28 protein-coding genes and 1 pseudogene are annotated in these 25,243 nt (G+C 45.4%); 12 read left to right on the top strand and 17 right to left on the bottom strand.

Annotation, left to right across the window (positions count from 1 at the left end):
* Window positions 1–119: 119 nt before the first annotated feature.
* The 6 genes and pseudogenes from VER99_RS20690 to VER99_RS20665 all read right to left on the bottom strand — a co-directional run bounded on the left by VER99_RS20690 (window position 120) and on the right by VER99_RS20665 (window position 5,736).
* Window positions 120–1,328 (bottom strand): hypothetical protein, encoded by a 1,209-nt coding sequence (locus tag VER99_RS20690; RefSeq protein WP_020335287.1) that lies wholly within the window; start codon window positions 1,326–1,328, stop codon window positions 120–122.
* A complete protein-coding gene (locus VER99_RS20685; RefSeq protein ID WP_014234627.1) occupies window positions 1,321–2,034 on the bottom strand; it encodes an ABC transporter ATP-binding protein in 714 nt (237 codons plus the stop codon). The genes VER99_RS20690 and VER99_RS20685 overlap by 8 nt, the downstream gene beginning before the upstream one ends.
* Window positions 2,034–3,269 (bottom strand): ABC transporter permease, encoded by a 1,236-nt coding sequence (locus tag VER99_RS20680; protein ID WP_020335288.1) that lies wholly within the window; start codon window positions 3,267–3,269, stop codon window positions 2,034–2,036. The genes VER99_RS20685 and VER99_RS20680 overlap by 1 nt, the downstream gene beginning before the upstream one ends.
* Complete coding sequence (locus VER99_RS20675) at window positions 3,259–4,488, bottom strand: ABC transporter permease (RefSeq protein WP_020335289.1); 1,230 nt, start codon at window positions 4,486–4,488, stop codon at window positions 3,259–3,261. The genes VER99_RS20680 and VER99_RS20675 overlap by 11 nt, the downstream gene beginning before the upstream one ends.
* Before the next feature lie 32 nt (window positions 4,489–4,520).
* Complete coding sequence (locus VER99_RS20670) at window positions 4,521–5,267, bottom strand: outer membrane lipoprotein-sorting protein (RefSeq protein WP_020335290.1); 747 nt, start codon at window positions 5,265–5,267, stop codon at window positions 4,521–4,523.
* Window positions 5,268–5,494: 227 nt separating this feature from the next.
* Window positions 5,495–5,736: pseudogene (locus VER99_RS20665) on the bottom strand (alternative ribosome-rescue factor A).
* 368 nt (window positions 5,737–6,104) lie between these two features.
* Here VER99_RS20665 and VER99_RS20660 point away from each other — a divergent pair.
* The 4 genes from VER99_RS20660 to VER99_RS20645 all read left to right on the top strand — a co-directional run bounded on the left by VER99_RS20660 (window position 6,105) and on the right by VER99_RS20645 (window position 7,948).
* On the top strand, window positions 6,105–6,314 hold the full coding sequence (locus VER99_RS20660; RefSeq protein ID WP_005375625.1) for a cold-shock protein: 210 nt from the start codon (window positions 6,105–6,107) through the stop codon (window positions 6,312–6,314).
* 89 nt (window positions 6,315–6,403) lie between these two features.
* Entirely contained in the window at window positions 6,404–6,949 is a 546-nt protein-coding gene (locus tag VER99_RS20655) for a YaeQ family protein (protein ID WP_014234632.1), read from the top strand.
* Window positions 6,936–7,478, top strand: a complete 543-nt coding sequence (locus VER99_RS20650; RefSeq protein ID WP_020335292.1) for a hypothetical protein — start codon at window positions 6,936–6,938, stop codon at window positions 7,476–7,478. The genes VER99_RS20655 and VER99_RS20650 overlap by 14 nt, the downstream gene beginning before the upstream one ends.
* Before the next feature lie 110 nt (window positions 7,479–7,588).
* Window positions 7,589–7,948 (top strand): glutaredoxin family protein, encoded by a 360-nt coding sequence (locus VER99_RS20645; protein ID WP_020335293.1) that lies wholly within the window; start codon window positions 7,589–7,591, stop codon window positions 7,946–7,948.
* Between the two features lie 83 nt (window positions 7,949–8,031).
* On the opposite strand, the gene VER99_RS20640 is transcribed toward VER99_RS20645, so the two are convergent.
* Window positions 8,032–8,655 (bottom strand): OmpA family protein, encoded by a 624-nt coding sequence (locus VER99_RS20640; protein WP_020335294.1) that lies wholly within the window; start codon window positions 8,653–8,655, stop codon window positions 8,032–8,034.
* Between the two features lie 275 nt (window positions 8,656–8,930).
* Here VER99_RS20640 and VER99_RS20635 point away from each other — a divergent pair, with 275 nt between their 5' ends.
* Together VER99_RS20635 and VER99_RS20630 are read left to right on the top strand one after the other, a co-directional pair.
* Window positions 8,931–9,563, top strand: a complete 633-nt coding sequence (locus tag VER99_RS20635) for a thiol:disulfide interchange protein DsbA/DsbL (protein WP_020335295.1) — start codon at window positions 8,931–8,933, stop codon at window positions 9,561–9,563.
* A gap of 13 nt (window positions 9,564–9,576) precedes the next feature.
* Window positions 9,577–10,050: an FKBP-type peptidyl-prolyl cis-trans isomerase gene (locus VER99_RS20630; RefSeq protein ID WP_020335296.1), complete on the top strand. Its 474-nt coding sequence runs from the start codon at window positions 9,577–9,579 to the stop codon at window positions 10,048–10,050.
* A gap of 62 nt (window positions 10,051–10,112) precedes the next feature.
* On the opposite strand, the gene cyoE is transcribed toward VER99_RS20630, so the two are convergent.
* From cyoE to VER99_RS20610, 4 genes are read right to left on the bottom strand one after another with little or no spacing between them, the layout of a single operon-like run.
* Window positions 10,113–11,021: a heme o synthase gene (gene cyoE, locus VER99_RS20625; protein WP_014234638.1), complete on the bottom strand. Its 909-nt coding sequence runs from the start codon at window positions 11,019–11,021 to the stop codon at window positions 10,113–10,115.
* Complete coding sequence (locus VER99_RS20620) at window positions 11,014–12,033, bottom strand: COX15/CtaA family protein (protein ID WP_020335297.1); 1,020 nt, start codon at window positions 12,031–12,033, stop codon at window positions 11,014–11,016. The genes cyoE and VER99_RS20620 overlap by 8 nt, the downstream gene beginning before the upstream one ends.
* Before the next feature lie 9 nt (window positions 12,034–12,042).
* Complete coding sequence (locus tag VER99_RS20615; protein WP_020335298.1) at window positions 12,043–12,579, bottom strand: hypothetical protein; 537 nt, start codon at window positions 12,577–12,579, stop codon at window positions 12,043–12,045.
* The gene (locus tag VER99_RS20610) at window positions 12,576–13,343 is read right to left on the bottom strand and encodes an SURF1 family protein (RefSeq protein ID WP_020335299.1); all 768 of its coding nucleotides are present in this window, start codon (window positions 13,341–13,343) and stop codon (window positions 12,576–12,578) included. The genes VER99_RS20615 and VER99_RS20610 overlap by 4 nt, the downstream gene beginning before the upstream one ends.
* Between VER99_RS20610 and VER99_RS20605 the strand changes: the two genes are divergently transcribed.
* Window positions 13,342–13,578: a DUF2909 family protein gene (locus VER99_RS20605; protein WP_014234642.1), complete on the top strand. Its 237-nt coding sequence runs from the start codon at window positions 13,342–13,344 to the stop codon at window positions 13,576–13,578. The two genes, VER99_RS20610 and VER99_RS20605, sit on opposite strands and share 2 nt — an antisense overlap.
* A 14-nt stretch (window positions 13,579–13,592) precedes the next feature.
* Here the strand turns inward: VER99_RS20605 and VER99_RS20600 are convergent, their stop codons facing one another.
* Genes VER99_RS20600 through coxB form a run of 4 tightly spaced genes read right to left on the bottom strand, consistent with a single transcriptional unit; the run spans window position 13,593 to window position 17,884 of the window.
* On the bottom strand, window positions 13,593–14,477 hold the full coding sequence (locus VER99_RS20600; RefSeq protein ID WP_020335300.1) for a cytochrome c oxidase subunit 3: 885 nt from the start codon (window positions 14,475–14,477) through the stop codon (window positions 13,593–13,595).
* A 48-nt stretch (window positions 14,478–14,525) separates the two neighbouring features.
* Window positions 14,526–15,068, bottom strand: a complete 543-nt coding sequence (locus tag VER99_RS20595; RefSeq protein WP_014234644.1) for a cytochrome c oxidase assembly protein — start codon at window positions 15,066–15,068, stop codon at window positions 14,526–14,528.
* 15 nt (window positions 15,069–15,083) lie between these two features.
* A complete protein-coding gene (gene ctaD / locus VER99_RS20590) occupies window positions 15,084–16,724 on the bottom strand; it encodes a cytochrome c oxidase subunit I (RefSeq protein WP_020335301.1) in 1,641 nt (546 codons plus the stop codon).
* The gene (coxB, locus tag VER99_RS20585) at window positions 16,721–17,884 is read right to left on the bottom strand and encodes a cytochrome c oxidase subunit II (RefSeq protein WP_020335302.1); all 1,164 of its coding nucleotides are present in this window, start codon (window positions 17,882–17,884) and stop codon (window positions 16,721–16,723) included. The genes ctaD and coxB overlap by 4 nt, the downstream gene beginning before the upstream one ends.
* A gap of 313 nt (window positions 17,885–18,197) precedes the next feature.
* Here coxB and VER99_RS20580 point away from each other — a divergent pair, with 313 nt between their 5' ends.
* Window positions 18,198–19,892, top strand: a complete 1,695-nt coding sequence (locus tag VER99_RS20580) for a phospho-sugar mutase (protein ID WP_020335303.1) — start codon at window positions 18,198–18,200, stop codon at window positions 19,890–19,892.
* Window positions 19,893–19,964: 72 nt separating this feature from the next.
* Here the strand turns inward: VER99_RS20580 and VER99_RS20575 are convergent, their stop codons facing one another.
* On the bottom strand, window positions 19,965–20,597 hold the full coding sequence (locus VER99_RS20575) for a LysE family translocator (protein ID WP_020335305.1): 633 nt from the start codon (window positions 20,595–20,597) through the stop codon (window positions 19,965–19,967).
* A 244-nt stretch (window positions 20,598–20,841) separates the two neighbouring features.
* On the opposite strand from VER99_RS20575, the gene VER99_RS20570 reads away from it, so the two are divergent.
* The 3 genes from VER99_RS20570 (at window position 20,842) to VER99_RS20560 (ending at window position 22,774) form a co-directional block, all read left to right on the top strand.
* Window positions 20,842–21,669 carry an AraC family transcriptional regulator gene (locus VER99_RS20570; RefSeq protein WP_020335307.1) on the top strand — a complete coding sequence of 276 codons (828 nt, stop codon included), beginning with the start codon at window positions 20,842–20,844 and terminating at the stop codon, window positions 21,667–21,669.
* A gap of 83 nt (window positions 21,670–21,752) precedes the next feature.
* A complete protein-coding gene (locus tag VER99_RS20565; RefSeq protein ID WP_020335308.1) occupies window positions 21,753–22,466 on the top strand; it encodes an AzlC family ABC transporter permease in 714 nt (237 codons plus the stop codon).
* On the top strand, window positions 22,463–22,774 hold the full coding sequence (locus tag VER99_RS20560) for an AzlD domain-containing protein (protein ID WP_014234651.1): 312 nt from the start codon (window positions 22,463–22,465) through the stop codon (window positions 22,772–22,774). Before VER99_RS20565 ends, VER99_RS20560 begins: the two co-directional genes overlap by 4 nt.
* Here the strand turns inward: VER99_RS20560 and VER99_RS20555 are convergent.
* Window positions 22,771–23,385, bottom strand: a complete 615-nt coding sequence (locus tag VER99_RS20555) for a fumarylacetoacetate hydrolase family protein (protein WP_020335309.1) — start codon at window positions 23,383–23,385, stop codon at window positions 22,771–22,773. The two genes, VER99_RS20560 and VER99_RS20555, sit on opposite strands and share 4 nt — an antisense overlap.
* A 351-nt stretch (window positions 23,386–23,736) precedes the next feature.
* Here VER99_RS20555 and VER99_RS20550 point away from each other — a divergent pair, with 351 nt between their 5' ends.
* Window positions 23,737–24,708: a porin gene (locus VER99_RS20550; RefSeq protein WP_020335310.1), complete on the top strand. Its 972-nt coding sequence runs from the start codon at window positions 23,737–23,739 to the stop codon at window positions 24,706–24,708.
* The last annotated feature ends 535 nt before the right edge of the window (window positions 24,709–25,243 follow it).

Here is a 25,243-nt window from a genome sequence, read left to right as displayed (position 1 = left end):
CACAAATATAACGACTTTTACAAAAAGATTAACCCTAAGGGACGAAAACGCCATAAAAACAAGGTTTTATTTGCTATTAACAAAAGTATTTAGAGACAATGACTAGATGAATGCGCTTGCTAGAAGCTGTAGCGAATGTTCGCAAACAATAGCGTCGCAGGCGTCTCACCAAACAAACTGTCACTTTCACCGGTAAAGCATTGAACAACCGTGAGTAACTGCCAGTCATTAGCAAGTGAGTAATTACTCGAAAAACCCGCAAAATAAGAGCCATCATCGTAATAACTTACTGATGCCGTCAGGCGATTAAGGGAAGTCAGATCAAAGCTTACATCAGCATAAAGTGTGTGCTGGGTAAAACTGAGGGTTTTCGCATCGAGAGGTAAGTTTAGATAAGCGATGGCGCTAGAAGCATCAACTGGCTTTGAAATGAATAACCACGCCACACGCCCAAGCCAGCTGCGTTTTCCTCCAAAACTGTAGTCCGATTCAAGGCTTCCTGCCATGGATGATTGAGTCAATTCGCCTTGGTATTGCTTTTCTATCGGATCAAACCAGGATAACTCACCACGTAAACCCGCTTCGTGGATGTCGGTTGCAAACCCGGCTCCAAGTACAAAGTCCCGGTTTGTCCGCCCAGCAATCACCTGATAATCCCAGCCTGATTGATTGGCAAAATAGCGTAGCGAAATACTATTCTTATCTGGCGACTCCACAGGCGCGAAAATTAAATCGATGCCATCAGCAAACCCTAGCTTCTTGCTCACCATTAGCGCATCGGTACCCGCTCGCTCTTCATAATCAAAGTCATAAATAGAGTAAGCATTATAGATATCGTTTGGGTTCCAGATCGTGTTCATCGACCAATTGACACGAAAACGACCCGCCGTTGCGCTCCAGTCTTCCTCACGCCAGGTGATATACAGTCGATCAAACTGAGTATTGAGAATTACGCTGTCATCTCGCCAGTTTTTGCTCAGATCAAAGTATCCGTTATCCAATGCGACCAGATCTGCATATTGGTCGAAATCGAGTGAATCACCCCACAAAGCACGGTTTCTCATCCCGACATTAATACGCCAGTTTGGTGAAAATCGATATTCCAGATTGAAGCGATTATGAATCAAGTGATCGAGCGTATTACTGTGACTATCCGGAATGTTATAAGTGGCCATGTACTTAATATAACCATCGAAGTCCCATGCTTTTTCAGGCTCGACACCCGGAATCGAGGCGGAAGTTTGCGAGTTTAGAAACAGTAAACTCAACGCAAGATAGCGGCTCACTTTGATATTCGGCTTTGAACCGTTTGACCTCCACCTAAGCATGAGATCTCTCCGCATGATTACCAATATTGCTGAAATCTCTCGCTAAACGCCCATCTTCAAATACGATAATTCGATGCGCCCGCTTGATCACTCTGGGATCATGTGTGGAGAAGATAAACGTCGTGCCCTCTTGTTCACTTAACTGCTCCATGATATCGAGAAGTTCTGCGGTACTTTTCGCATCTAAATTAGCCGTTGGTTCATCCGCCATAACAAAGCGAGGTTTAGGTGCGAGTGCTCGTGCGACGGCCACACGCTGTTGTTGCCCGCCCGACATTTTACTCGGGCGTTTATGCATTTGCTCAGCCAATCCAACCTGCTCAAGTAATGAAGAAGCACGCTCGCGGCACTCTCTTTCGCTTTTCCCCTGAAGTTGCATTACGAACTCGACATTTTCTAATGCCGTTAACACAGGCAATAGGCTGTAGTCCTGAAAGATAAAGCCAATGTTATCCCTGCGATATGCAATCAGCTCTTTCTCCGACATTTCGGAAATAAGGCAACCATCAATTTCCACTCGACCTGCGGTCGGTGCATCAATGCCCCCAAGCATATTGAGCAGTGTGGTTTTTCCCGAACCAGACGGCCCCATAATAGCGACAAACTCCCCCTGTTTGATTTCCAAATCGACACTCTTAACAGCATGCACCGGAAAATCACTGTCGGGATTGTAGGTTTTGGTTAAATGTTCGAGTTTAATCGTCATCAAGTTTTCTCCGCCATGGCATCCACAGGTCTATGTTTGAGTATTTGTCGCGACGGGTACCAAGCAGCAAACAGACTCGCGACAAAAATCGCCACAATGATCATCTGGTACTCATAAAAAGACACTCTTGGGAACAGCAAGGTATCCACACCATAAGCACCTAACCCGTCGGCAAGGCCACTAAGCGACAACCCTGTGATACTCAAAATTTTCAGCATGATGGCGCTTCCTATCAATCCAAACATGCAGCCCGACAGCCCGAGAAACAGAGTCTCTAAAATGATAAGTAAGCGGATTTTGTGTTGCTGCATACCCACAGCCATCAGCACGCCAAATTCTCTGGTACGCTCGAATACTGACATCAGCATGATATTGATGATGCCCAACATCATCGCCAACACAAACACCACCAGCATGACCTGATTCGAAATGTCCATGGAACTCATCATCGTAGAGAGTAAAGGCTGTATTTCTTCCCACTTCCTCACCACTAAATGATCTTTCGTTGTGTTAGACAGCAGCGTCTGTGTAAACCTTTTTGTTTTCTCTAACACTTTCTCGTCGTTTGAATTAAGAAGGATAGAAATTTCGTGGGCGCCTTTTAACCCGGCGACTTTCTCTAAATCGGCTTTGCGCACATAAGCATTACCATCATCAAACGTACTCGACGGTGTTTTGAATATCCCTCTGACGCGAAACGCCGCTCCCGAGACATCCCCATTAACATCGGAAAGCGTCACAATCACTTTGGAACCGACACGCAGATTTAATCTCTTGGCAGTTTTCTGGGAAACTAAAATAGGATTTCTACCATCTTCATCCAGCCATTGCCCTTGCTCTATGTGTTGCGCCAAAGGCGTGATTAATGGCTCTTGCACAATGTCGATACCATTGATGCGAATACCGCGTGTACTCCGAGCAGAGGCGATCATTCCGTCCACAAGAAAACGTTCAGCCACCGCTTTCACTTGTTGCTGATTGGCTAAGGTCGCCGCGATCACATGAGCGTCTGGAATGGTCTGCTCCAGTTCAGGGTTATCCAAGTACTGGTTTTGATGGATCTGCAAGTGGCTGGTTTGCCAGGAAATCGCATTTTTGATCATGCTATCAACCAAACCATTCATAAATCCGATCATGGCAATCACACCCATCAGACCAAACACCATTGCCCCAATCATGATTGATGTTCTGAGCTTGTTTCTCCACAAGTTCCGCCACGCCAACTTAATCAACATGCGAGCCTCCTTTGAGACCACTTGCGATAGGAAGGCGTAATAAGCGCGCCATAGGGTATAAAAGACATAAGAAGAGGATAAAAAGCACAACCATAATTTGAGTCATTGCCAAATGCGGGTCGAGCGAAACAGGCACGATTGGCTCAAACCCCGTTTCTAGCATCACCTCAGCGGCCTCTCCGGTAATTTCAATCGGGTTAAAGTGAAAGTAAGCCAAAACCGGGGCACTGATCATCAAGCCAAGCAATACGCCAATGACCGATATAAACAGAGACTCAATAACCAGTAGAGAAACTAGTTTGCCTCTGAGCATCCCGGTCGCCAACATAACCGCAAACTCACGCTGCCTTTCTAACGTGGTCATCAGGATTGTGGCAAACAGGCCAAACCCAACAATGCCGTAAAGGATATAAATTAAAAATATTCCCCCAGCTTTATCGAGCGCAATCTGTTGCGAGAGTTCAGGTGATAAGGCCTTCCAGTCTTTCACCGCGACATCTCGACCATAATCCCGGCGCAGTTGATCAACAACACTCGATAAACCACGTAAGTTTTCGGTATTGAGAACCCAAGCTGTCACTTGCTTATCCAGGGAATACAGAGCCTGAGCGGTATCGAGCGGCATGTATACCAATTGAGAGTCGAGTTGCTGCAGCGGGAAATGCAAAATACCTGCGACGCGATACAAGCCCGCTGCGGTTTGCCCATGATAGCCCATGCCATACAAAACCAATTCATCGCCAACGTCTAAATGGAGGTATTGGGCCAGACGTCCCCCCACCAGCACTGAATTTTCTCCCGCAGCGATATAAGTTCCTTTGACTATTTTGTCACTGATACGGGAATAGTCGTCTTCGGCCTCGGGGTCTACTCCCAACACCAAAGCCCCTTTTGAATGTTCATCTTTAGCAGCGAGAGCAAACGACTCAACTCTTGGCAGAACAACATCAATGTTTGGGTTATCTTTCGCAGATGAGATAAAGGACTCGGTTTGTGGCAAAACATCATCAATACTCAAGGTATCGCTGAACTCAGGATTTTGTAATTGGATCAACCCCGTATAGAACTTTGCCGCATTTTTTATGTTCGACGTATAACTGCCTTCTTGAAAAGCGCGTGTTATCAGGGAAAGGAAAAGTACTAATGCCAATGCTGTGGCCGTTAGTAACGTCCGCCGTTTTTGCCGCCATAAATTTCGCCAAGCAAGTTTCATCAGCATAAGCTATTGCCTTCCCTACTCATGCACACGACCTAATCTCGGAGTAACTTCATTTGCTGTTGAGAGAAAAAGTCATCATCAATCTTAAAGTCGAACTGGGCTTGATGCGTAGTCAACACGGTTCGGTTACCCGGCTTATCAACTGGACGCATTTCCAGGCGGGTAGCAACCTTTCTTCCTCCTAAGGTTTTGATATCAAAAGTGGTCATGACATTGACTAGATCATCAAACTCATCATAAAACTCGATTTTTCGCTGTAAGTAAGTCGCCTGAGAAATCCACAAGGTGACTTTATTCCAGACGACTGGCGCGTCAGGCTTAGCTAAGGCATCAATCCGCCAAACCTTATCTCCGTCAAAGGTATCCTCTCCGAGTAGAGTATGTTGGTAATCTACGACGATAGAGGATTGGTTAATGAGATCGTCATTCGTGAAGTCAGAACCCATCCACGACTGGCTCAACATCGATGGCGCAATCTTTATAATTCGTTCAATACTTGGTACCCAGTTCCACATCTCTCGATAACGTTTGAGTGACGCACTGCCTTTATCTTTTGCTGGAGCAGTCACCAGCACTAACGAAAGTTCTGTCCCTTTAGTCCAGCTCTTCATCGTCATTGAGCGCCGCCAATCTGGCCGGATAATCTCCATCGTCGCTTCACTGTAGCTCGACTCACCTCGCATGGTTTGATCCGACTTCTGAACTATCTCAAACGCCGTTGCCGCCAAAGCCAGCGGTGAAGTGATAATAGATAGCAGGATCACAAACGCTTTAAACATAATGCTCCTCTCACTCATATTGGCTTTACGTCGACAACACAAATAACAATAAAAACATGAAATTCAATTGAGTATAGCAAGGAACTCATTGCGCTTAGGTGATGTGAAGTAGAAAAACTCAGGTGTGTGATATGTAGTGAGGTTAGGACGAAATAGATAATAAGAACGAGAATCAACAAGCATCAATAATCATGCAGAATCAAACAAAACAACTTGAGTGCGGGTTATTAGGATAAAGAAAAAGCCCTATTCAAAATCCACAATGTGAGTACTTTGAATAGGGCTCTTTGCCTTTATGCTTCATTTTCCGACTGAAGCTGCCTTTACCTTTTTTGGCGTTAACGATTCTCGTTTTAAATAACTGACTCGTAACAACTGCTTTAAGTGCATTATCTTTTATTTTACCTCTGCCGAATTCGGTATCATACTGAAACTCATTCGACTGAGGACTAGCTTTTAACTTTGCCATAAATCCTCCTTAATGGTCGGGCCAGATTGGACAATAATTAGAAAAATAAGTCAATTTAATTGAGTAAATTAAATTTTATGCGTGAAAAATTCACAGCGACGTCATTTAATTGAAAATTACTCTAAAACAAGCAGATTAAATAGTGACTGCATACAAATATTTCCCCTTAAAGTACTAATATCTGTTGACTCTTATCGTATTTAACCTAGACTCAAACACGGCTAGAAAGAAAGTTCTTTGTTTTCACATTTCGTTGGATTACTTGTAACTCCGTCGTCCTGTGGTACGCAATAGCAATTTATTTTTCCACGCTATAAGCGCCGTTGAGGCGAAAGATTACACAAATTTAGATATTTAGGAAAATAGACATGTCTAACACAGCTACTGGCACAGTTAAGTGGTTCAACGAAACTAAAGGCTTCGGTTTCATCCAACAAGAAAACGGTCCTGACGTATTTGCTCACTTCTCTGCAATCACTGGTGACGGCTTCCGTACTCTAGTTGAAGGCCAGAAAGTAGAATTTGTTATCTCTCAAGGTCAAAAAGGCCCTCAAGCAGAGCAAATCAAAGTACTTTAATTCTTAAAGAATTTGATACTGTAGCCAGCTTTTAAGCTGGCTATTTTTTTATCTATAACGAAATTTTCTCTCCGGTCACCGATAACAATATGGCGCTAAAACCAACCATTTATAAGTTTCGTATCGATATTTCCGATATGAACAACGACTATTATAATTCGCACAAACTGACCATCGCTCTACACCCTTCAGAAAAACCACAACGTATGATCGCCCGCGTATTGGCTTATTGCCTCAATGCGACAAGCGATTTAGAGTTTACAAAAGGGTTATCAACCATTGAAGAGCCTGACCTGTGGCACATCGAAGACGATCAAAGCATCACTCACTGGATTGAAATCGGTGAACCAGACGCAGATCGAATCAAAAAAGCCACTCGCCTTTCAAAGCAAGTCAAAGTCTACAGCTATAACACTAAGGCTTCGGTATGGTGGGAGAAAGTATCAGGCAAGTTTTCCATGCTTCCGGTAAGCGTAGAAAGTTTTGACTACGACTCCATTGACACAATTTGTCAGCACCTTGACCGTGGCGCAAGCCTTTCTGTTATGATCACTGGTACGTCTATATTTGTTGATATTAACGATCAACATATCGAAGTAACGGTGAGGGAACTGCAAAGTCATGACGCCACTTAATACACTGTTTCAAGAGATGGGATTCAAAACGATTCCCTTTGTAACCGAGCATAAGACGGCAAAGAAACGTTGGCTGGACGAACAGAACGCGCTATTCACTAGAGTGTGTGAGAATAAGCCATCAACAGCCCCGGCACTTCATCTGCTGGGATTGCTGACTAAATCTCACATTGAAGCTAGTGCTAGCTACGAGCAAAACGCGCACGCTAGCCAACAAATGCAGATAGCGATCAGTGAGTCAGTGGGTGACGAACACGCGAGCAAGTTCACCAATCAATCTGCTGAAGACCTTATTCTGATTACCCACCTGTGGCTCTTTACGCAAGGGTATCTGAATATGGATTTCAGCCTGGCTCACGATCATGCAGAGCAAACTCAGAACACGCTCCAACATGAACTGGTGATTCAACGTATTGATGTCGACGCGTTTAGAACCGAGTTGATGCGTAGCTTTTATTTGGGACGAGAAGCAAATCCAGCCAAAAGTGGCGGCTTTTTAGGTTGGTTCAAACGACTATTTTCCATATAAAAAGCATGGTTTTATCTACAGTAAACAACTGATAGACTGCGTCTCCGGCGCGGCACTTGTCGTAATTGTATTCGTAAAGGACATCATCCTTTGAACATCAGGGACTCATTATGAAGTTTATTCGTTGGTTTTTAGGAAAAATCATATTATTGCTTAACGCTGTTTTTTCACCTCGTGGAATCAAGCGTGATGCTAATGAACAAATGAGCGTTGACGACAAAGCGAAGCAATATGCGCTTTATCAGTTTGAAGCTTGTCCTTTCTGCGTGAAAGTTCGCCGTGCAATGAAACGACAGTCGGTAAAAATCGAACTACGTGACGCGAAGAACGACCCTGCTCATCGTCAAGATCTCGAGCAAGGTGGCGGTAGAATTAAAGTTCCTTGTCTTCGAATCGAAAAAAATGGTGAGACACAGTGGCTTTACGAGTCTTCAGACATCGTCGCACATATTGAAAAAGAATTTGCCTAGTTCCCCCTAAGAACATTGGCGGATGTAAAAGAGGCACCAATCATTGGTGCCTCTTTTCTATTTATCAGAACAAATAACGGCGATTAGTCGCTGACGATCAGCATCAGTTCCACACGGCGATTACATGCTTTTCCGCTGGCGGTCGCATTGCTGCATTGGGGAGCATGCTCACCAAACCCACGCGAGAAAACTCTTTGACGTGGAATACTGGTTGCCAGCAACTGCTTTTCAACTTCGCGAGCTCGTCGTTCGGACAATGTGTCATTAAAACTTGCCGCCCCGGTGCTGTCTGCATGCCCATCGATCACCACGTCAACATCAGTACGTCCTGCCAGATAGTGCCCTAGACTGCTCAGCCAGCCTTGAGATTGTGCAGATAATTGAGCAGAACCAGTCTGAAAGTGAACTTGATCTTTCAAGCGTACCATCAAGTGTCCCCCACTGATGGTTTCATGGGCAATATTGTGCCGATCTAAAAACATCTCCAGTGAAGTTATGGAATAGGATTCGTCCACAGCAGCGTTCGTAGTCGGCTGAGCAGCGATGTTCATGACACTCGATGAATTACCATACCCCCACTCAGGGTGTCTTAGCTCTGTGTTCGTCTTCGGGGCTGTATCTAACATGTTCCCACCAGGCACTATGTCTTGACTGATACTGCCGCACCCTCCAAGAATGCCACAAACAATTAAAAACCACTGCTTCATACCGTTCCCAACGTAGAAAAACTCTTATTCATTATGTCGACTCAATACGCATTGTCTTTAGCGCTTTCGTCAGTTCAATATCAGGCATAACGTCAAATGACATTAAAACATCGAAACAAATGCACTGTTCGTGCCAGCCATATGATGCTTTTAGCAGCGAGTTTGATTTCTATTTGGGCATTATCATCTCACTTTAGTGTAACAATCGGTTTTAATGGTTTTAGTCGTCATCGTTAACCGATAAACTAGCGAAAATTTCTCAATCGAGCGTTAATATGTTCAAAAACATTTTGAAAGGATTTGCTTTTTTTGCCGCAGTGACAGCACTCTCAGCATGTGACAACGGCAATTCACAGCCGCTACAAGGCAAACAGTATGAAGTGCTGCCAGCCTCACTTCAGGAGTACCAACTCGCTCCTGTTACCGAAGCTTTTTCTCTGACCTGCGGTCACTGTCGCTCGATGGAAGAGTTTGTCCCTCAACTGGAGTCTCTGACTGAGCAAGACGTTGAAAAAGTGCATGTTACGTTTAACGAAAGTGCTCAGATCAGCGCTATCATTTTCTATACGGCGGTAATGCAGCTAGAGGCGACTCCAGATAAGGCATTTATGGATGACCTGTTCGCTGCGGTTCAAATGGCACCTGAAGCCACCGCTGATGAACGCCAAGCTGCGGTAGAAAAAGCGTTTGAAGCTCGTAACCTGATCAGCCCTTATCAACTTGACGAAGCACAGCAAAAACAGCTTTTCGAGTACATAAACAATGCTGATGCAATTACGACTAAAGGGCAAATCAACTCAGTGCCAACCTTTATCGTCAACGGTAAATATCAGGTGATTAGCGGCGGTCATGACAGTATTGAAGCTATGGCTGAAACAATTAACTACTTACTAAAGCAACCTAAATAGACAAGGAGCCAACGTGTCTAAATTTTTGTTTCCTATTATTATTTTTGTTCTTGCGGCATTTTTCATTTATCGCACTTGGACAAACCATAAAGTGGCCGATGAAAACTTTGCCAAGGGACAAGCATTCCTACTAGAGAACGCCAAGAAAGACGGGGTCATCACAACAGAAAGTGGCCTGCAATATATGGTGCTAGAGAAAGGCACGGGTGACGTTCACCCAACAGCAACAAGCAAAGTAAAAGTGCATTACCATGGCACACTCATTGATGGTACGGTTTTCGATAGTTCAGTAAACCGCGGCGAGCCTATCTCATTCGGTCTGAACCAAGTGATTAAAGGCTGGCAAGAGGGTGTTCAGTACATGGTAGAAGGTGAGAAGATTCGCCTGTTCGTACCAAGCACTCTCGGTTACGGCAAAGGTGGTTCGGGTCCAATTCCACCAGCCAGTGTGCTGATCTTTGATATTGAGTTGCTAGAAATTCAATAAAAAAATTAAAAACGCCGGATGACTACAATCCGGCGTTTTTCTATTCAGAATGTCACAAAGGTTCACATCATTGATAAATTGAGGTTGTGATCTGCAAGTAAAGCGATAAACAACACAAAAAGATGATAGATAGAAAACTTAAAGGTTTCTATCGCGCTCCGTTCTTCCGGTGCAAACTTCAGCTTCCACGCGTGGTAAATAAACCCGGCGTTAAGCAGAAGTGACGTAAATAGATAAATAAAGCCGACCATACCAACCAGCACTGGCATCACACATACCAAAGTAAGCAGTACGGAATACAACAGAATTGAGGTTTTGGTGTATTCGATCCCATGCGTGACAGGAAGCATAGGGATATCCACTTTACGATATTCTTCCACTCGGTGAATCGCCAGAGCCCAAAAATGGGGCGGCGTCCAGATGAATATAATCATCACCAAAAGCCATGCATTACCGTGCAATTCGCCAGTTACCGCTGTCCATCCTAATAGTGGTGGCATCGCACCAGCTATGCCGGCTATCACAATATTTTGTGGCGTAGCCCGCTTGAGATACATGGTGTAGACAACCGCATAGCCAAGCAAACTCAATAATGTCATCCATGCGGTCAACGGATTTACCCAAGCGTACAGCAGAACAAACCCTACTCCGCCTAAACAAATGGCAAATGTCACCACAGACTTCGGGTTGGTGTCCCCAGAGGGCAACGGGCGCTTATGAGTACGAGCCATTCGCGCGTCTATATGACGGTCGATCAAATGATTAAATGCCGCAGCAGAACCTGCCATCAAACCGATCCCTATTAGCCCTATCGCAGCTTGTAGCCAAGGGAAAACAGCCACAGGCGCCAGGCTCATACCAACAACAGCGGTCACCAGCATGAGTGCGACAACTTTTGGCTTGGTGAGTTTTAGGTAAGTAGAACCAATTCGCTTTTGTCCCTCTAAAGACAACGCAATTTCTTTATTCATAGCGAACTCCTTTCGCTTGATGACTCCACTGTGTTTTTCCTTGCCACAAGTAAAATTGACTCACACAAATCAAGCTCAACATAATTGCAGCGCCCAATGTGTGGGCCACTGCGACGTAGATAGGCAACTGAAACACGACGTTGCTTACGCCGAGCATGATCTGGCAGATAAGCACAATGCCAATCCACATGCCTGACGCCCGGGAGTAATGAGAGTCTTGTTTGAACAAAAGTACGCAATACGATGTAACCACCAGCGCCGTCACAATGGCTCCAATTCGATGGCTCACGTGTATGGTCATTCTTGCCGGATATTCCAAAACACCAAATTCGTAATTTTCGAATCCGGCTTGCCACACTGAAAATGCTTCTTTCCAAGATAGGTAACTCATCCAATCGCCTTCACAAATGGGCAATGTGGTACACATCAAAGCGGCATAGTTTGAAGAAGTCCAACCGCCCAGCAGCACCTGCAAGAGCACCACTGCAAATGCGACCATAGAGAATAAACGCACCGTATTGGTGGAGGGTGAAAAATAGAGATTGCCTTGCGCCTTAAGCTGACAATGAAATACCGCTTGCAGCGCCAACAACGTAAAACCACCGAGTAAATGAAGCATTACGACTACCGGCATCAATTTGAGTGTGACGGTCCACATCCCCAACATTGCCTGCCCTACCACCAGCAGACAGAGCATAAAAGGTATCGAAGCATTAACGCGATCTGAACGTGATGCGAGAACCGCCATAACAAAAATCACAATCCCAAGCGCTCCGGCGAAATAACGATGGATCATCTCCAGCCACGCTTTTTCATGTTCAACCGCACGCTCAGGAAAATTCAAGTTGGCTCTTGCCACATCATCTTCGTGATGAGGAACCGACAAATGACCATAGCAACCCGGCCAGTCAGGGCAGCCTAGGCCAGCATCGGACAAACGGGTATACGCCCCGAGCATGATCACCACCAGTGTAAGACACAAGCTGATTCTCACTAGTCGAATTAGTGTCATGGTTTCCCCCTATCCCACTCGGGACAACTTAAGCAGTTTGCGCAAATCAGCCAGCATATCCTTGCTAAGCTTAACCAAATCTTCGTTTTGCCTTGGTGTGTAGGACATAACTAACTGCCCCAACGGGTCAACGATGACCACTTGCCCTTGTTCAACTTTTTCTGCCACAGACGCATTTATTACCATCCTCTCCATCGATGTATCTACCGAGTCTGACGATTCCAATGTCCAAAGCACAGGCACAACACGTTCTTGATATTTTCCTAAGGCAATATGACTTTGTTTAAGCAGATGCAACTGTTGTTGGCACTGCTGCTCACAATGATTGGGCACCACATACGCCAATTGCCAACCATGTAGCGTTTGCGGGGCTGTTTGACCTAACTGTTGGAGCGTAGTGTAAGGTTCAATGAGTTTACCTCGATTAGTCACGCCACTCTGATACCAACCCTGACTCAAGATCAACTTTGCAATTAACGCAGGTAGAGCGAACAAACACACTAACGAGATCAGAACTAAACGCCCTCTTGTTACTTTCGAAGTCATTTTTCACCTCCATGTGATGAGACCGCTCTTAACCAACGAATAAAGACCACGACAGTCAGTAGGAGAAAGACACCTGCCATAACAAACCACTGTACGGAATAGCCAAAGTGTTTAGCGCTTGTTAGTGGTAACGGGTTCCACGGGAATTCATATGGCCAGTTTTCTAAATTATCTGGCTGCAAAACCGCTGGCATTAACTCGACATTCATCATCTCGTTCAATTGAGAGATATTAAGATTTTGCACACGAATGGCATCGCCCAGCTCGGGCATCAACTCGGAACTCAAAGGGTTCATTGATTTGCGGTACAAACGCCCTGTCACCATAGCTGGTGTCTCTAACTCTTTGACAACTGGCAGTTCAGAGCGAGAGCGCTCTCCCCCCACAAAACCAAGTTCCATAAGTGCCAATATGTTCTGTTGCTGGCTAACAGACACCACCTGATACGCCAGATAACCCACTTTTCCGTTGTAGGTCTGGTTGTCCAACAAAATCACAGGCAAAGGTTCAGGGGTCACTTGCGCTTCCACCTTAACGCCAATGACACTTTCTTCACGCCAATCATTGTTATCGAGTACGACATGCATTGCCTGATAAGGCTGGTCAGAACGCGAGAGAATGGTCTGCTCAAGGGCTTGTTTCTCTTCGCCTCTCTCTAATTGCCAAAAGCCCAGTTTGACCAACAGAGAAAACACAGCCACAGTTAAACAAACCGCACCCCAAAACCGCTTCGATAAAAGTAGTGTTGAAACCGGAGGTTCCATGTCCACCGTATTCTTGTTCAAATTGACGCTCATCCTTTTGCTGCTATTCATCATATTCAACCTCGCCAAAGCCCTTATCGAAATGGTTCGTGAAGATCCTGATAATCCCGACCGTGACCATAAACCGATGAGTCACTATTTGGGCCGACGAGTCATGTTTTCTGCGCTAGTTGTTATCCTGCTCCTTATCGCACTGACGTCTGGATGGATAGACCCTAACCCTCGCCCCTACTAGCTTCAGGTGGGGCGTTAAAGCACGTAAACGAAAACAAACAGGCACAACCAAACCACATCAACAAAGTGCCAATACCAACTGCCCGCCTGAAAGGCAAAATGGTTGTTTGGAGAAAAGTGATCCTTCGCAATTCGAAATAGCAATACGATTAAGAAAATCGTTCCCAGACATACGTGCATACCGTGGAAACCGGTCAGCATAAAGAACGTATTTCCGTAAACCCCGGACTGCAAAGTCAGCCCCATTTCCTGATAAGCGTGGATGTACTCTTCCGCCTGGTAAAATAGGAAGAAACCCGCCAGCACAATGGTGATTTCCAGCCAGACAATCAGCGCAGTACGTTTGTTTTGTTCCAAACTGATGTGAGCCATATGCAATGTGATGGAAGAGAGCAGAAGAATGATGGTATTGGTGAGCGGAATGCCTTGCCACGGCATCGCTTGAGTGGTTTCGCCACTAGGCGTGGTCGTCAGTGGCCACATCGCTTCAAAATTGGGCCAGAGAACTTCATTAGTCATGAAGTTATTGTCCGCCCCTCCCAACCATGGGACGGCGACCATTCTTGCATAGAACAGCGCACCAAAAAATGCGCCAAAGAACATCACCTCGGAGAAAATGAACCAACTCATCCCCTGACGAAAAGAGCGAGTAATTTGGGAGCTGTACTTACCGGTCAGGGACTCGGTAATCACGTTACTAAACCAGCCCGCTAACATGTACAGCAGAAACAGAAATCCCACAGCCAAAACAACACGACCAATCGAGCCGACCGGACCTTCACTTTGAGTCCCCTGTACGGTCATACCTGCACCGACAGCGACTAAGAACAGAGCAAACGCGCCAAGAATTGGCCAGCTGCTTTGAGCAGGAACGTAATAAGTCCCAGGTTTATTACTCATAAGTTCTCTCCTTACAGACGTTAATTGGTCTGCGCTCTCTATGAGAGGCTAACTCCCTTCCTGTGGAGGCAGTTTGTAGAGTGTGTAAGACAGCGTTAACGTATTTATTGAGTCGGGAATATCAGGCTCAATGTAAAAAATCAGTGGCATTTGTGCGTGTTGATTGCCTTCCAACGGCTGCTGGTTGAAGCAGAAGCACTCAATCTTATTAAAGTAAGCCGCGCCATTGCCTGGCGACACAGACGGAACAGCCTGTCCAACCAATTTGCGTCCGCTCTCGTTAAACGCAAGGTATTCAGTTTGTATGACCTGACCGGGATGAACATCCATAGAAATGACTTTGGGTCTAAATTCCCATGGCATATCCGGATTAACGTGCGCCATAAACTCCACTCGAATCGTGCGGCTCATGTCCGGTTCCATGCCTGTGGGCTGAATGGCGGCCACATCATTAGTTTTGCCGTTGATGCCCAACGCATCGCACATCACGTCGTACAACGGGACCAAAGCAAACCCAAAGCCAAACATCAGCACTGTGGCTATCAGTAGCTTGATGGTCAGTTTCTTATTCGATGGATTAGATTGAGTCACGCTTGCCTCCTACATTTAATCGACTTTAGGAGGTGTCGTGAAAGTATGGTGCGGCGCAGGACTTGGCACTGTCCATTCGAGACCTTCTGCTCGCTCCCAAGGTTTCGCGGTTGCTTTCTCACCACCACGAATACACTTGATGACCACCCATAAGAAAATCAGTTGAGAAAGGCCGAAGGCGAAGCCACCAATAGAGACGATTTGGTTTACATCAGCAAACTGGATTGAGTAATCAGGGATTCGTCGCGGCATGCCGGCTAACCCTAAGAAGTGCATTGGGAAGAACAACACATTAACGGAAATGAGCGAGCACCAGAAATGCCACAAACTTAGCTTGTGGTCATACATGTTACCCGTCCATTTCGGAAGCCAGTAATAAGCCGCCGCCATAATGGAGAAGACTGCCCCGGAAACCAGAACGTAATGGAAGTGCGCAACCACAAAATAGGTATCGTGATATTGGAAATCGGCTGGCACAATCGCGAGCATCAGGCCGGAGAAACCGCCAATGGTAAACAACACAATAAATGCGATGGCAAATAACATCGGCGTTTCGAACGTCAACGCACCACGCCACATGGTTGCAACCCAGTTGAACACTTTCACCCCGGTTGGCACGGCGATCAGCATGGTGCAATACATAAAGAATATTTCGGCAAACACCGGCATCCCTGTGGTAAACATATGGTGAGCCCATACAAGGAATGACAGCAGAGCGATACTGCACGTCGCGTACACCATAGAATGGTAACCAAATAACTTCTTACCACTGAACGCAGGAACAATTGCAGAGATAATGCCAAAGGAAGGTAGGATCATGATGTACACTTCTGGGTGACCAAAGAACCAGAAAATGTGCTGGAACATCACCGGGTCCCCGCCGCCCGCCGCATCAAAGAAGCTGGTGCCAAAATACTTATCTGTCAGTACCATGGTTACCGCACCAGCCAATACCGGCATTACCGCAATCAGCAGAAATGCAGTGATGAGCCAAGTCCAAACAAACATTGGCATTTTGAACCACGTCATGCCCGGCGCACGCATATTCACGATAGTGACGATGACATTGATCGCCCCCATGATCGAGCTAATACCCATGATATGGACAGAGAACACAAACAACGCCGTACTGTCCGGGCCATAGGTGGTCGACAACGGTGCGTAGAATGTCCAGCCAAAGTTAGGCGCGCCTCCTGGCAAGAACAAAGAGCTTAATAATATGAGAAACGCAAAAGGTAGAATCCAAAAGCTCAGGTTGTTCATGCGTGGTAAAGCCATATCTGGCGCACCAATCATCATCGGTATCATCCAGTTCGCTAAGCCCGTAAAGGCAGGCATCACCGCACCAAAGACCATAACTAAGCCATGAACTGTCGTCATCTGGTTGAAAAACTCAGGTTCTACCAATTGTAAGCCTGGTTGAAACAGCTCTGCGCGAATGACCATCGCCATCGCACCACCGGTCAGGAACATGGTGAAACTAAACCAGAGATAAAGTGTGCCGATGTCTTTGTGGTTGGTCGAATACAACCAGCGAGTAAGTCCTTTTGGCGCGTGATGAACATCATGATCATCATCAAGAGCAATGGTTGAATTTGCCGAAGTTTGCGCTTCAATCGGCGCAGACTTTATCGCTTTTTCTGCTGGCTTACTCATATTTCCTCCTTAGCACTCTTTTGTGCCTTAAAGGCATTGACGTCAGATGCTTGAACGGTATCGCCCGTATCATTACCCCACGCATTTCTCTGGTAGGTTATGACAGCTGCGATCTCTTTATCGCTTAACTGGTTGGCAAAAGACTGCATCGCGGTTCCCGCGCGACCATTCACAACCACTCCAATATGCTCAGTTACATTACCTGTGGCCACAGGGCTGCCTTTAATTGCAGGAAATGCGCCTGGAATACCTTCACCATTCGCCTGATGACACACTGCACAACGCGAGGTATAAATCGCTTCACCTTCTGCCATCAACTCATCCATGGACAAGTCTTGGGTTAATGCTTCTTGGGCGGCGGCTTTTTGAAGGGCTAATTCTTCTTTTTTACCCGATAACCATTGGTCGAACTCTTGTTCTTCCATCGCATGTACCACAATCGGCATAAACCCGTGAGCACGACCACAGAGCTCGGCACATTGGCCGCGATACACGCCAGGCTCATCAATTCTTGTCCACGCTTCATTGATGAATCCAGGTACGGTGTCTTTCTTCACTGCAAAATCAGGTACCCACCACGAGTGAATCACATCGTCTGAGGTGAGGAGAAAACGGACTTTGCGATTGACCGGAAGAACCAGAGGTTGATCCACTTCAAGTAAGTAATGAGCGCCTTTGGCTTCGATTCCGTCAATCTGCTTCTGACTGGTTGCGAGCAGACTAAAGAACTCGACGTCTTGACCAAAATAGTTGTAATGCCACTTCCACTGAGAGCCAGTGATTTTTATGGTGAGATCCGATTGGCTGGTATCTTCCATTGCAACTAAAGTTTTTGTTGCGGGAATCGCCATTGCGACAAGAATGATGATAGGAATAACAGTCCAAATAATTTCCACTTTGGTGCTTTCATGGAAATGAGCGGCAACTGCTCCTTTTGACTTGCGATGACGAATGATGGAATAGAACATGACACCAAAGACCACAAGGGCAATCGCACAGCAGATATAGAAGATCAGCATATGCAATTCATACACTTGCTCACTGATCGCTGTGACCCCTTTGGTCATGTTGTAGTCGTTGTCTTTTGACCATCCATAAGAGGAGAATGTGATTAAAATCACATTCAGTGTTAAGGCAAGAGTAGTCGCTAATCTTTTCAAAAGATCTCTCCTCTGCTCAGCCGCTACGCTTACGCGAGCTTCCTTGCGTCCCGATGCAAATATCGAACAAATTTACGAAAAATCGCAAAAACTGCGATTTCAACATGGTTTGTTATATTTATGTTAAAAGGCTAGTTATAGTTCTAAAGTTCTTCAAGAAATAAAATGCGAATAAATTTTGTTCGATAATTAAAAAATAAATTCGGTTTATCGATTGCCCTCTTTGAATTGGAATTGATAACCATTTACATTAATTGCAATTAATGACGTAAAGTCGAAACAGGTAGGCCCCCACACCTAAGGAAAGACAGACATGACCGCAATAATTGATCAATGGCTAGCACGAGATCCCGATCCTAAAACTCGTGAAGAGCTGCAACACCTCGTCGACACAAATGATCAGCAAGAGATCAACGACCGATTTGGTTCACGCCTTGCTTTTGGTACCGCAGGATTACGAGGAAAAATCGGCGCGGGTCCAAACCGTATGAACCGCCTCGTTATTCAGGAAACCGCAACCGGACTTGGCCACTACTTAATTGATCAGGTTCAAGACGCAACATCACGCGGCGTTGTTATTGGATACGATGGTCGACCAGACTCAAAGCAGTTTGCGCACGATACTGCCTCTGTACTGACCGCACTTGGCATCAAGGTTTATTTGACTCATAAAGTGGCTGCAACGCCAATCGTTGCCTTTGGTGTACGTACACTGAACGCTGCCGCAGCCGTTGTCGTAACAGCAAGTCACAACCCGCCGGAATATAATGGCTTTAAAGTCTACTGGGAGAATGGCGCGCAAATTATTCCACCGCATGACTCGGGGATTGCCGCTGAGATCGACCTGGCAACGACCAAACCTCTACCGCTGATGTCGTTAGACGATGCGAAACAACAGGGATTACTGGTTTGGCTGGAAGATGACTACTACCAGAGTTATCGCCAAACCATGAACGAAAATGCGTTGCTCACACCAGATTCCAACACCGATATTTCTATCGCTTACACAGCCATGCATGGTGTCGGTGCCGATATGGCAGAGACGCTTTTGGCAGATGCCGGATTTAAGAAAGTGGCGAGTGTAACAGAGCAGCGTGAGCCTGATGGTACCTTCCCAACGGTTAATTTCCCTAACCCAGAAGAAGCAGGTGCAATGGACATGGTGATGGCGCTGGGTAAATCAGTAGACGCCGATATAGCCTGTGCTAACGACCCAGATGCAGACCGTTTTGCAGTCGCGGTTAAACGTCCTGATGGTGAGTATCAAATGCTCACTGGTGACCAAGTCGGCTCGCTATTTGGTGATTACTTGCTGGAACAACAACCAAACTCGCTGGTGGGAAATACCATCGTCTCTTCTCGCCTATTAAGCAGCATCGCCAAAGCACATGGTGCACAATACTACCAAACCTTAACGGGCTTTAAATGGCTGACCAACATCGCCATGGAGAAAGAAACAGAGCAACACCCATTCTTATTCGCTTACGAAGAGGCTCTGGGTTACACAGTTGGTAATAAAGTCTGGGACAAAGATGGGCTCTCTGCGATCGTTGCCTTCTCTCAGCTGACAGGAAAACTGAAAGCTCAAGGCCAAACGCTATGGGACAAACTGGAAGCGCTTTACCGTCAGCACGGATTCTACTTCAACGCACAACGCAGTATTGCTTTGGATCCAAAATCGCCACCTATCGGTGACAAGCTACGTGCAACGCCACCAAAAAATATCGCAGGGAAAAAAGTAGCAATAACAGAAGATTTAAAAACATCCGTGAAAACGTATGACGACGGCTCTGAAGAAGCGATCGATTTACCTTCCAGTGATGTATTGATCTACCATCTCGAAGACCAATCTCGCGTGATCGTTCGTCCTTCAGGCACTGAGCCTAAATTGAAATGTTACTACGAAGTCATCTCTGATTTTCCGGACAACATGAGCTATGAACAAGCCCAGCAAGCTGCAGAAGCGAAGATGAATGAACTTATCGACGCCCACCAAAAAAGCTTGTAAGTAAGAGTATAAAGCTCCCAAAATAGAAACAGCCAGCAATAATTGCTGGCTATTTTCTTCGCATTTGAAAGGTTACAGAACGAAACTGCTCAACATCCACAATGCTAATATCACAAACACCAATCCCATCAATTTATGTTGGACCATGCGGAATTTATCATTTTCAATCAGCCCCTTACCCACACTGCCAGCCAACGCGACAAGTAACAGATTAAACAGAAGGCCCATAACGTTAAGTAACAAGCCAAGCGCTAGCATTTGCTCACCCGATGATGCCGTAATATTGTTTGAAACAAACTGCGGCAAGAACATAACGAAAAACACCAACGCTTTGGGGTTAAGTAAGTTGCTCATCAAAGCGCGCTGATAGTAGGTCGTCGCCATTTTACTCATTTGATCAAGCTCTGGAGCCGACGAAGCTTGCGCTCTCATACAGTCCCACCCCATTTTTAGCAGGTAAGCACCGCCCAGCAAGTGCAGCACCTTTAGCGCAACCGGACTCATCGCGACAAGCGTGGAGACGCCCATCGCAGCCAACAGGGTTAAAATGACACCTGAGGTCGCATTGCCAAGACTGGCAAACAGCCCAACTTTTTTGCCATAGCTCATACTTGAACTGGCAATCAGTAACATATCAGGACCAGGCAACATCAATAACGCCAGAACGGCAGTCAGATAAACAGGGAGTACAACTAAATCAATCATGAAAGAAAATGAGTGCAATAAAAAGGAGGCGGATCATATATCAATGAGATAACAAAAAACAATAGATATATTCCGCGATAAAGGCGTTCACCAATACATTAATTCACAAAGTTATAACGTAGCAACCTATTAACCTTTTAGCACCTAACCAGCAGTTTTTAAAACACATAGCAATTTTGTACAAAAATAAGCACCATAGATCCGTTACACTCTCCAGCCTGAACTCCTGAGTAAATGAGGCATCATGAAAAAAAAGAATAAGGAAATCGCGACATTCAAGATTGCTCAAGAACTCGGAGGCTTAGAATTGCTCGATGCGAAGTACGAAAAGCAGCATTTTTCTCGCCATAGTCACGAAGGTTATACCATCGGCGTGATTGAAAAGGGCGCGCAAAAATTCTTCCGTACTGGGGGGAACCACATCGCGCCGCAAGACAGCATCATTTTAATCAACGCTGATGAAGTGCATAGCGGCCACTCGGCTTCAGAAGGAGGATGGGAGTACAAAGCCATGTACCCAGTCCCGGACCAGTTTCAGACTCTAGGGCAAGAGCTTGCGTCTCCTAACATTGCCCTTCCCTACTTTCCTCAACCAGTAGTGTACGATCCGGAACTCGCCGGTCAGCTACGGCTGGTATTTGAGACATTAGAAAAGTCGGACAATAGACTGCTGAGAGAAACGCTGGTGTATGGCACGCTCATCAAGTTAGCGAGTAAACACAGTACCCACCGCTCGCCACTGCAGCAGTCGACCAAAGCACAAAAACAAGTATCATTAGTGAAAGAGTTTTTAGAGGATTTCCCTCAAGCTGATGTCTCGCTGGAAGAATTAGCCAAACTTGCCGCGCTAAGTCCATTTCATTTGCTCAGAGAGTTTCAAAAGCAGTTTGGCTTCCCACCCCATGCTTTTCAAATTCAGCAACGTTTACGAATGGCGAAGAGACTGCTAAAGCTAGGCGGGAAGATTTCTGATGTCGCTCAAGAATGTGGTTTTCATGACCAAAGCCACTTACATCGTCACTTTAAAAAAGCAATGGGTGTGACACCAGGCCAATACGCTCGCTATTGTTAATCTCAGCAAATTTGTACAAGGCGTGGATTCATATTCACGCTACTTTCAGATTAAACCTGAACTCTGAAAAATAAGAAAATAAAATGGAAAATACTTTGCCTTTAGAAGCACAATCAAAAGCCGCACTGTTTTGGCAAGGCACGATAGCCATGATGCCACTCAGCATTGCTGTCCTTCCTTGGGGACTGCTCGCAGGCTCATTTGCAATAGATACCGGCCTCACTCCGCTTGAAGGACAAGCGTTGTCGGCGATCCTATTTGCAGGCTCCGCACAACTGGTCGCGATGGGGATGATAAAAGCAGGGGCTGGATTAACAACCATGTTGTTAACGACTTTCTTTATTACTTCCAGACACTTTCTGTATAGCGTGTCTATGCGCAGTAAGATCTCACCACTTCCCTTAAAGTGGCGTCTTTCACTCGGATTTTTGCTCACCGATGAGCTGTTTGCCATTGTTGGCCATCACTCGGACAAGCAGTTTAACCGATGGTATGCACTTGGTGGTGGTTTAAGTTTTTACCTTTTTTGGAATGCGGCCACGTTAACAGGCATCGTGGCGGGAAGTATGATCCCCGAGCTCAATGAAATGGGGCTTGAATTTGCAGTGGCTGCAACGTTTATTGCGATCGTCGTACCAACCATAAAAAATGCAGCAGTACTGGCCAGCGTCGTCATTGCGTTGGTAAGTTCCGTCGCTCTTGCCTATTACCAAGTCGAAGGCAGTCTGATGATTTCAAGCATTTTGGCAATGCTAACCGGATACTTTGTGGAACAGTTTACGGAGAAAAACTCATGATTATGTTATCGATCTTACTGATGACGGCGCTTGTATTCACCAGCCGATACTTGTTTCTTGAGCCAAAACTGCCAATTCGACTCGGCGTACGCACGCAAAAGATTTTGAGTTACGCGAGCCCAGCAGTGCTGACAGCAATTTGGGCTCCTATTGTTTTTATTCCGGAAGGTGAACTCGGACTAAGCTTACAAAATCCATTTTTGCTCGCCGCCATTATCGCCGTTTTAATCGCTTATCTGACCAAAAACGTGTTAATGACGACGATTGTAAGTATGGTCGCATTTCTCCTTCTGAGAGTTCTGCTTTAATCAGCAACCCACTCAGTTTCAAACAAGGTGACGTCGCCACATTTTAAGCGTCCGAGAAAAACGTCACCTTGATGAACTTCTCCAACACCTTTAGGTGTGCCCGTCATGACCACATCACCATCTTCTAAACGGGTGTAGCTGCTCAGTTCATCCAGAATAGTAAAAGGAGGATATAGCATCTGCTTTACGTGCCCTTTTTGTACATGAACACAATTGATCAAAAGTTCGAGATTCAGATCGTTAATATCTATCCCTTCAAGAGGAACAAAACGGCTGAACACAACAGAGCCATCAAATGCCTTTGCTCGTTCCCAAGGTAGACCCTGCTTTTTCAGAGTCGATTGTAAGCCGCGCTTAGTTAGATCTAACCCTAAACCGACCGCAGCGTATTGACCATTTTGAATTAAAAAACAGATTTCAGCTTCGTAATGCAGTGTTTCTTGATGAAATGAATGCAAGGTTGCGGAAATGGATGAGGAAGGTTTATTAAACACCACCATCTGTTCTGGTATCGCATTATCAAGCTCATGTATGTGCTCGACATAGTTTCGACCTACGCACAGCACTTTACCCACTTTAACTTTCTTTTCTTCGACCTGAATTTCACCCATTGCTCGTCCCTGCAAAACAAAACATACACAAATTCTAAGAGTTAACGACACTTGATCGCATACCCGCTTTTTAAAATCAAGCAATTCGGCTTATTTTGAGTTTTGTGTCACCAATCTGAAGCAGAGCGTTTTTGATTCAGGTTGTTGAGTTTGAAGGGCGATGTTTGGATATTGAGTAAAGTGATGTGCTGATATTGATTAAAATATAGAAAAGTCAGCAATTTATTAGCAATAAAACTGAAATCGAATCATCACACAACAGAAATCTATCTTTCATTTTCACCGTTTACCTTAGCGTCATCAACACATCAGGCAAGAAAGCCCATTTATAACAAATAAGGTATTAAGATAATGAAAAAAGCAGCACTCACTACTGCAATTCTGTCGGCATTGGTAACAGCACCATCTTTCGCAGCAACCGTTTACTCAAACGATGGCACTGAGCTAAAAGTTGGTGGTCGTGTTGAATTTCGCGGTGACTTCATCGGTTCAAGCGGTGCAGAAGTTGATGGTTCAATGGAAGATAAAAGCCGTGCTCGTGTAAACCTTAAAGGTAAAACAGACATCGGTAACGGTCTTTCAGCATTTGGTGTATACGAAGCTGAGCAAGACACTGGTGAGAGTAAATTTCAAAACCGTTACATGTACGCTGGTGTAGATTCAAATGCAGGCGCTTTCTCAGTAGGTCGTCAAGATATGGCTGCGGTAATCATCTCTGACATGACGGATATCACTGAATTCTCTGGCGTACAACAAGTTATCGATTCATCTTCAGACAAGGAAGACAGTGTATTCGCATACCGTGGTGAGTTCGACGCTCTACAACTGCAAGCGACTTACCAAGCAAACTCTGATGATAACCAAGACAAATATGGTATCTCTGGTATGTACTCTCTGCCAATGGGTCTAGACCTAGGTCTTGCATACTCGGGTGGCGATGTTGACGCAGACAACTCTGAAGACCAAATCCTTGCTGGTATCGCTTACTCTCTGGATAACCTTTACCTTGCAGGTACCTACTCACAAGGTCAGATTAATGATTCTAAAGACTTCACGGCTTACGAATTGGTAGCAAGTTACAAAGTGGCTAGCCAAGTGACAATAGCAGGTCTTTACACTTACCAGGAAAATGATGATGACGTTAACGGTAAAAACGATGAAGTTGATGGTTTCGAACTGGTTGGTTACTACAAGCTAAACAGCAACTTCCGTACTTACCTTGCTTACTACTTCAACCAACTTGATGAAGAGAAAGCTCAAGATACAGGTTTGGTTACTGAAGGTGAAGACACGCTACGTCTAGGCGTACGTTACGATTTCTAATTCTCTCTTGTCCTAGAGCGAGTCCTTGGCCGGCACCTTTGTCGGCCATTTTTTTCTTCATAAAAGTAGTTTTCCCAATCCTTCCTTAACTACTTTCATTCACTTACGCGATTTATTCCCACATATTCTTCCTCTCCCTGCCCTGTTTTAATGCAATTTTTCACAGACTTAGTGCACACCTCCTAAGAGGTATAGAGCCCAAAAATAAATATGCTTATATTTCAACAAGATAAAAGTTGGCACGCGAACTGCAATATAGATATTGCAAATGCATGGCAGCGTTTGTGCTTCTCGTTCTTTGTACCTGTTTTAACAGGCACGTCCTTTGAATTGGTAATGTGGCCTCCCTATGGGAGGCATTTTTTTTATTGGCGCTTTTTGTTGGCGTAAAGACCAATAGCGCGTATGCTCCACAGTTCAATCAGCAGAAAAATCCATTATAATCCAGTGACTTCACAAACAATCGCCGCACCTTTGGCCTAAACCACAGGTTCAAACAGTAAAAATACCCATTGAATTGAAAGAAAAACCCCGT

The organism is Vibrio natriegens NBRC 15636 = ATCC 14048 = DSM 759 (assembly GCF_035621455.1).
Lineage (GTDB): Bacteria > Pseudomonadota > Gammaproteobacteria > Enterobacterales > Vibrionaceae > Vibrio > Vibrio natriegens.
This window is presented reverse-complemented; position numbering and strand designations above follow the sequence as displayed.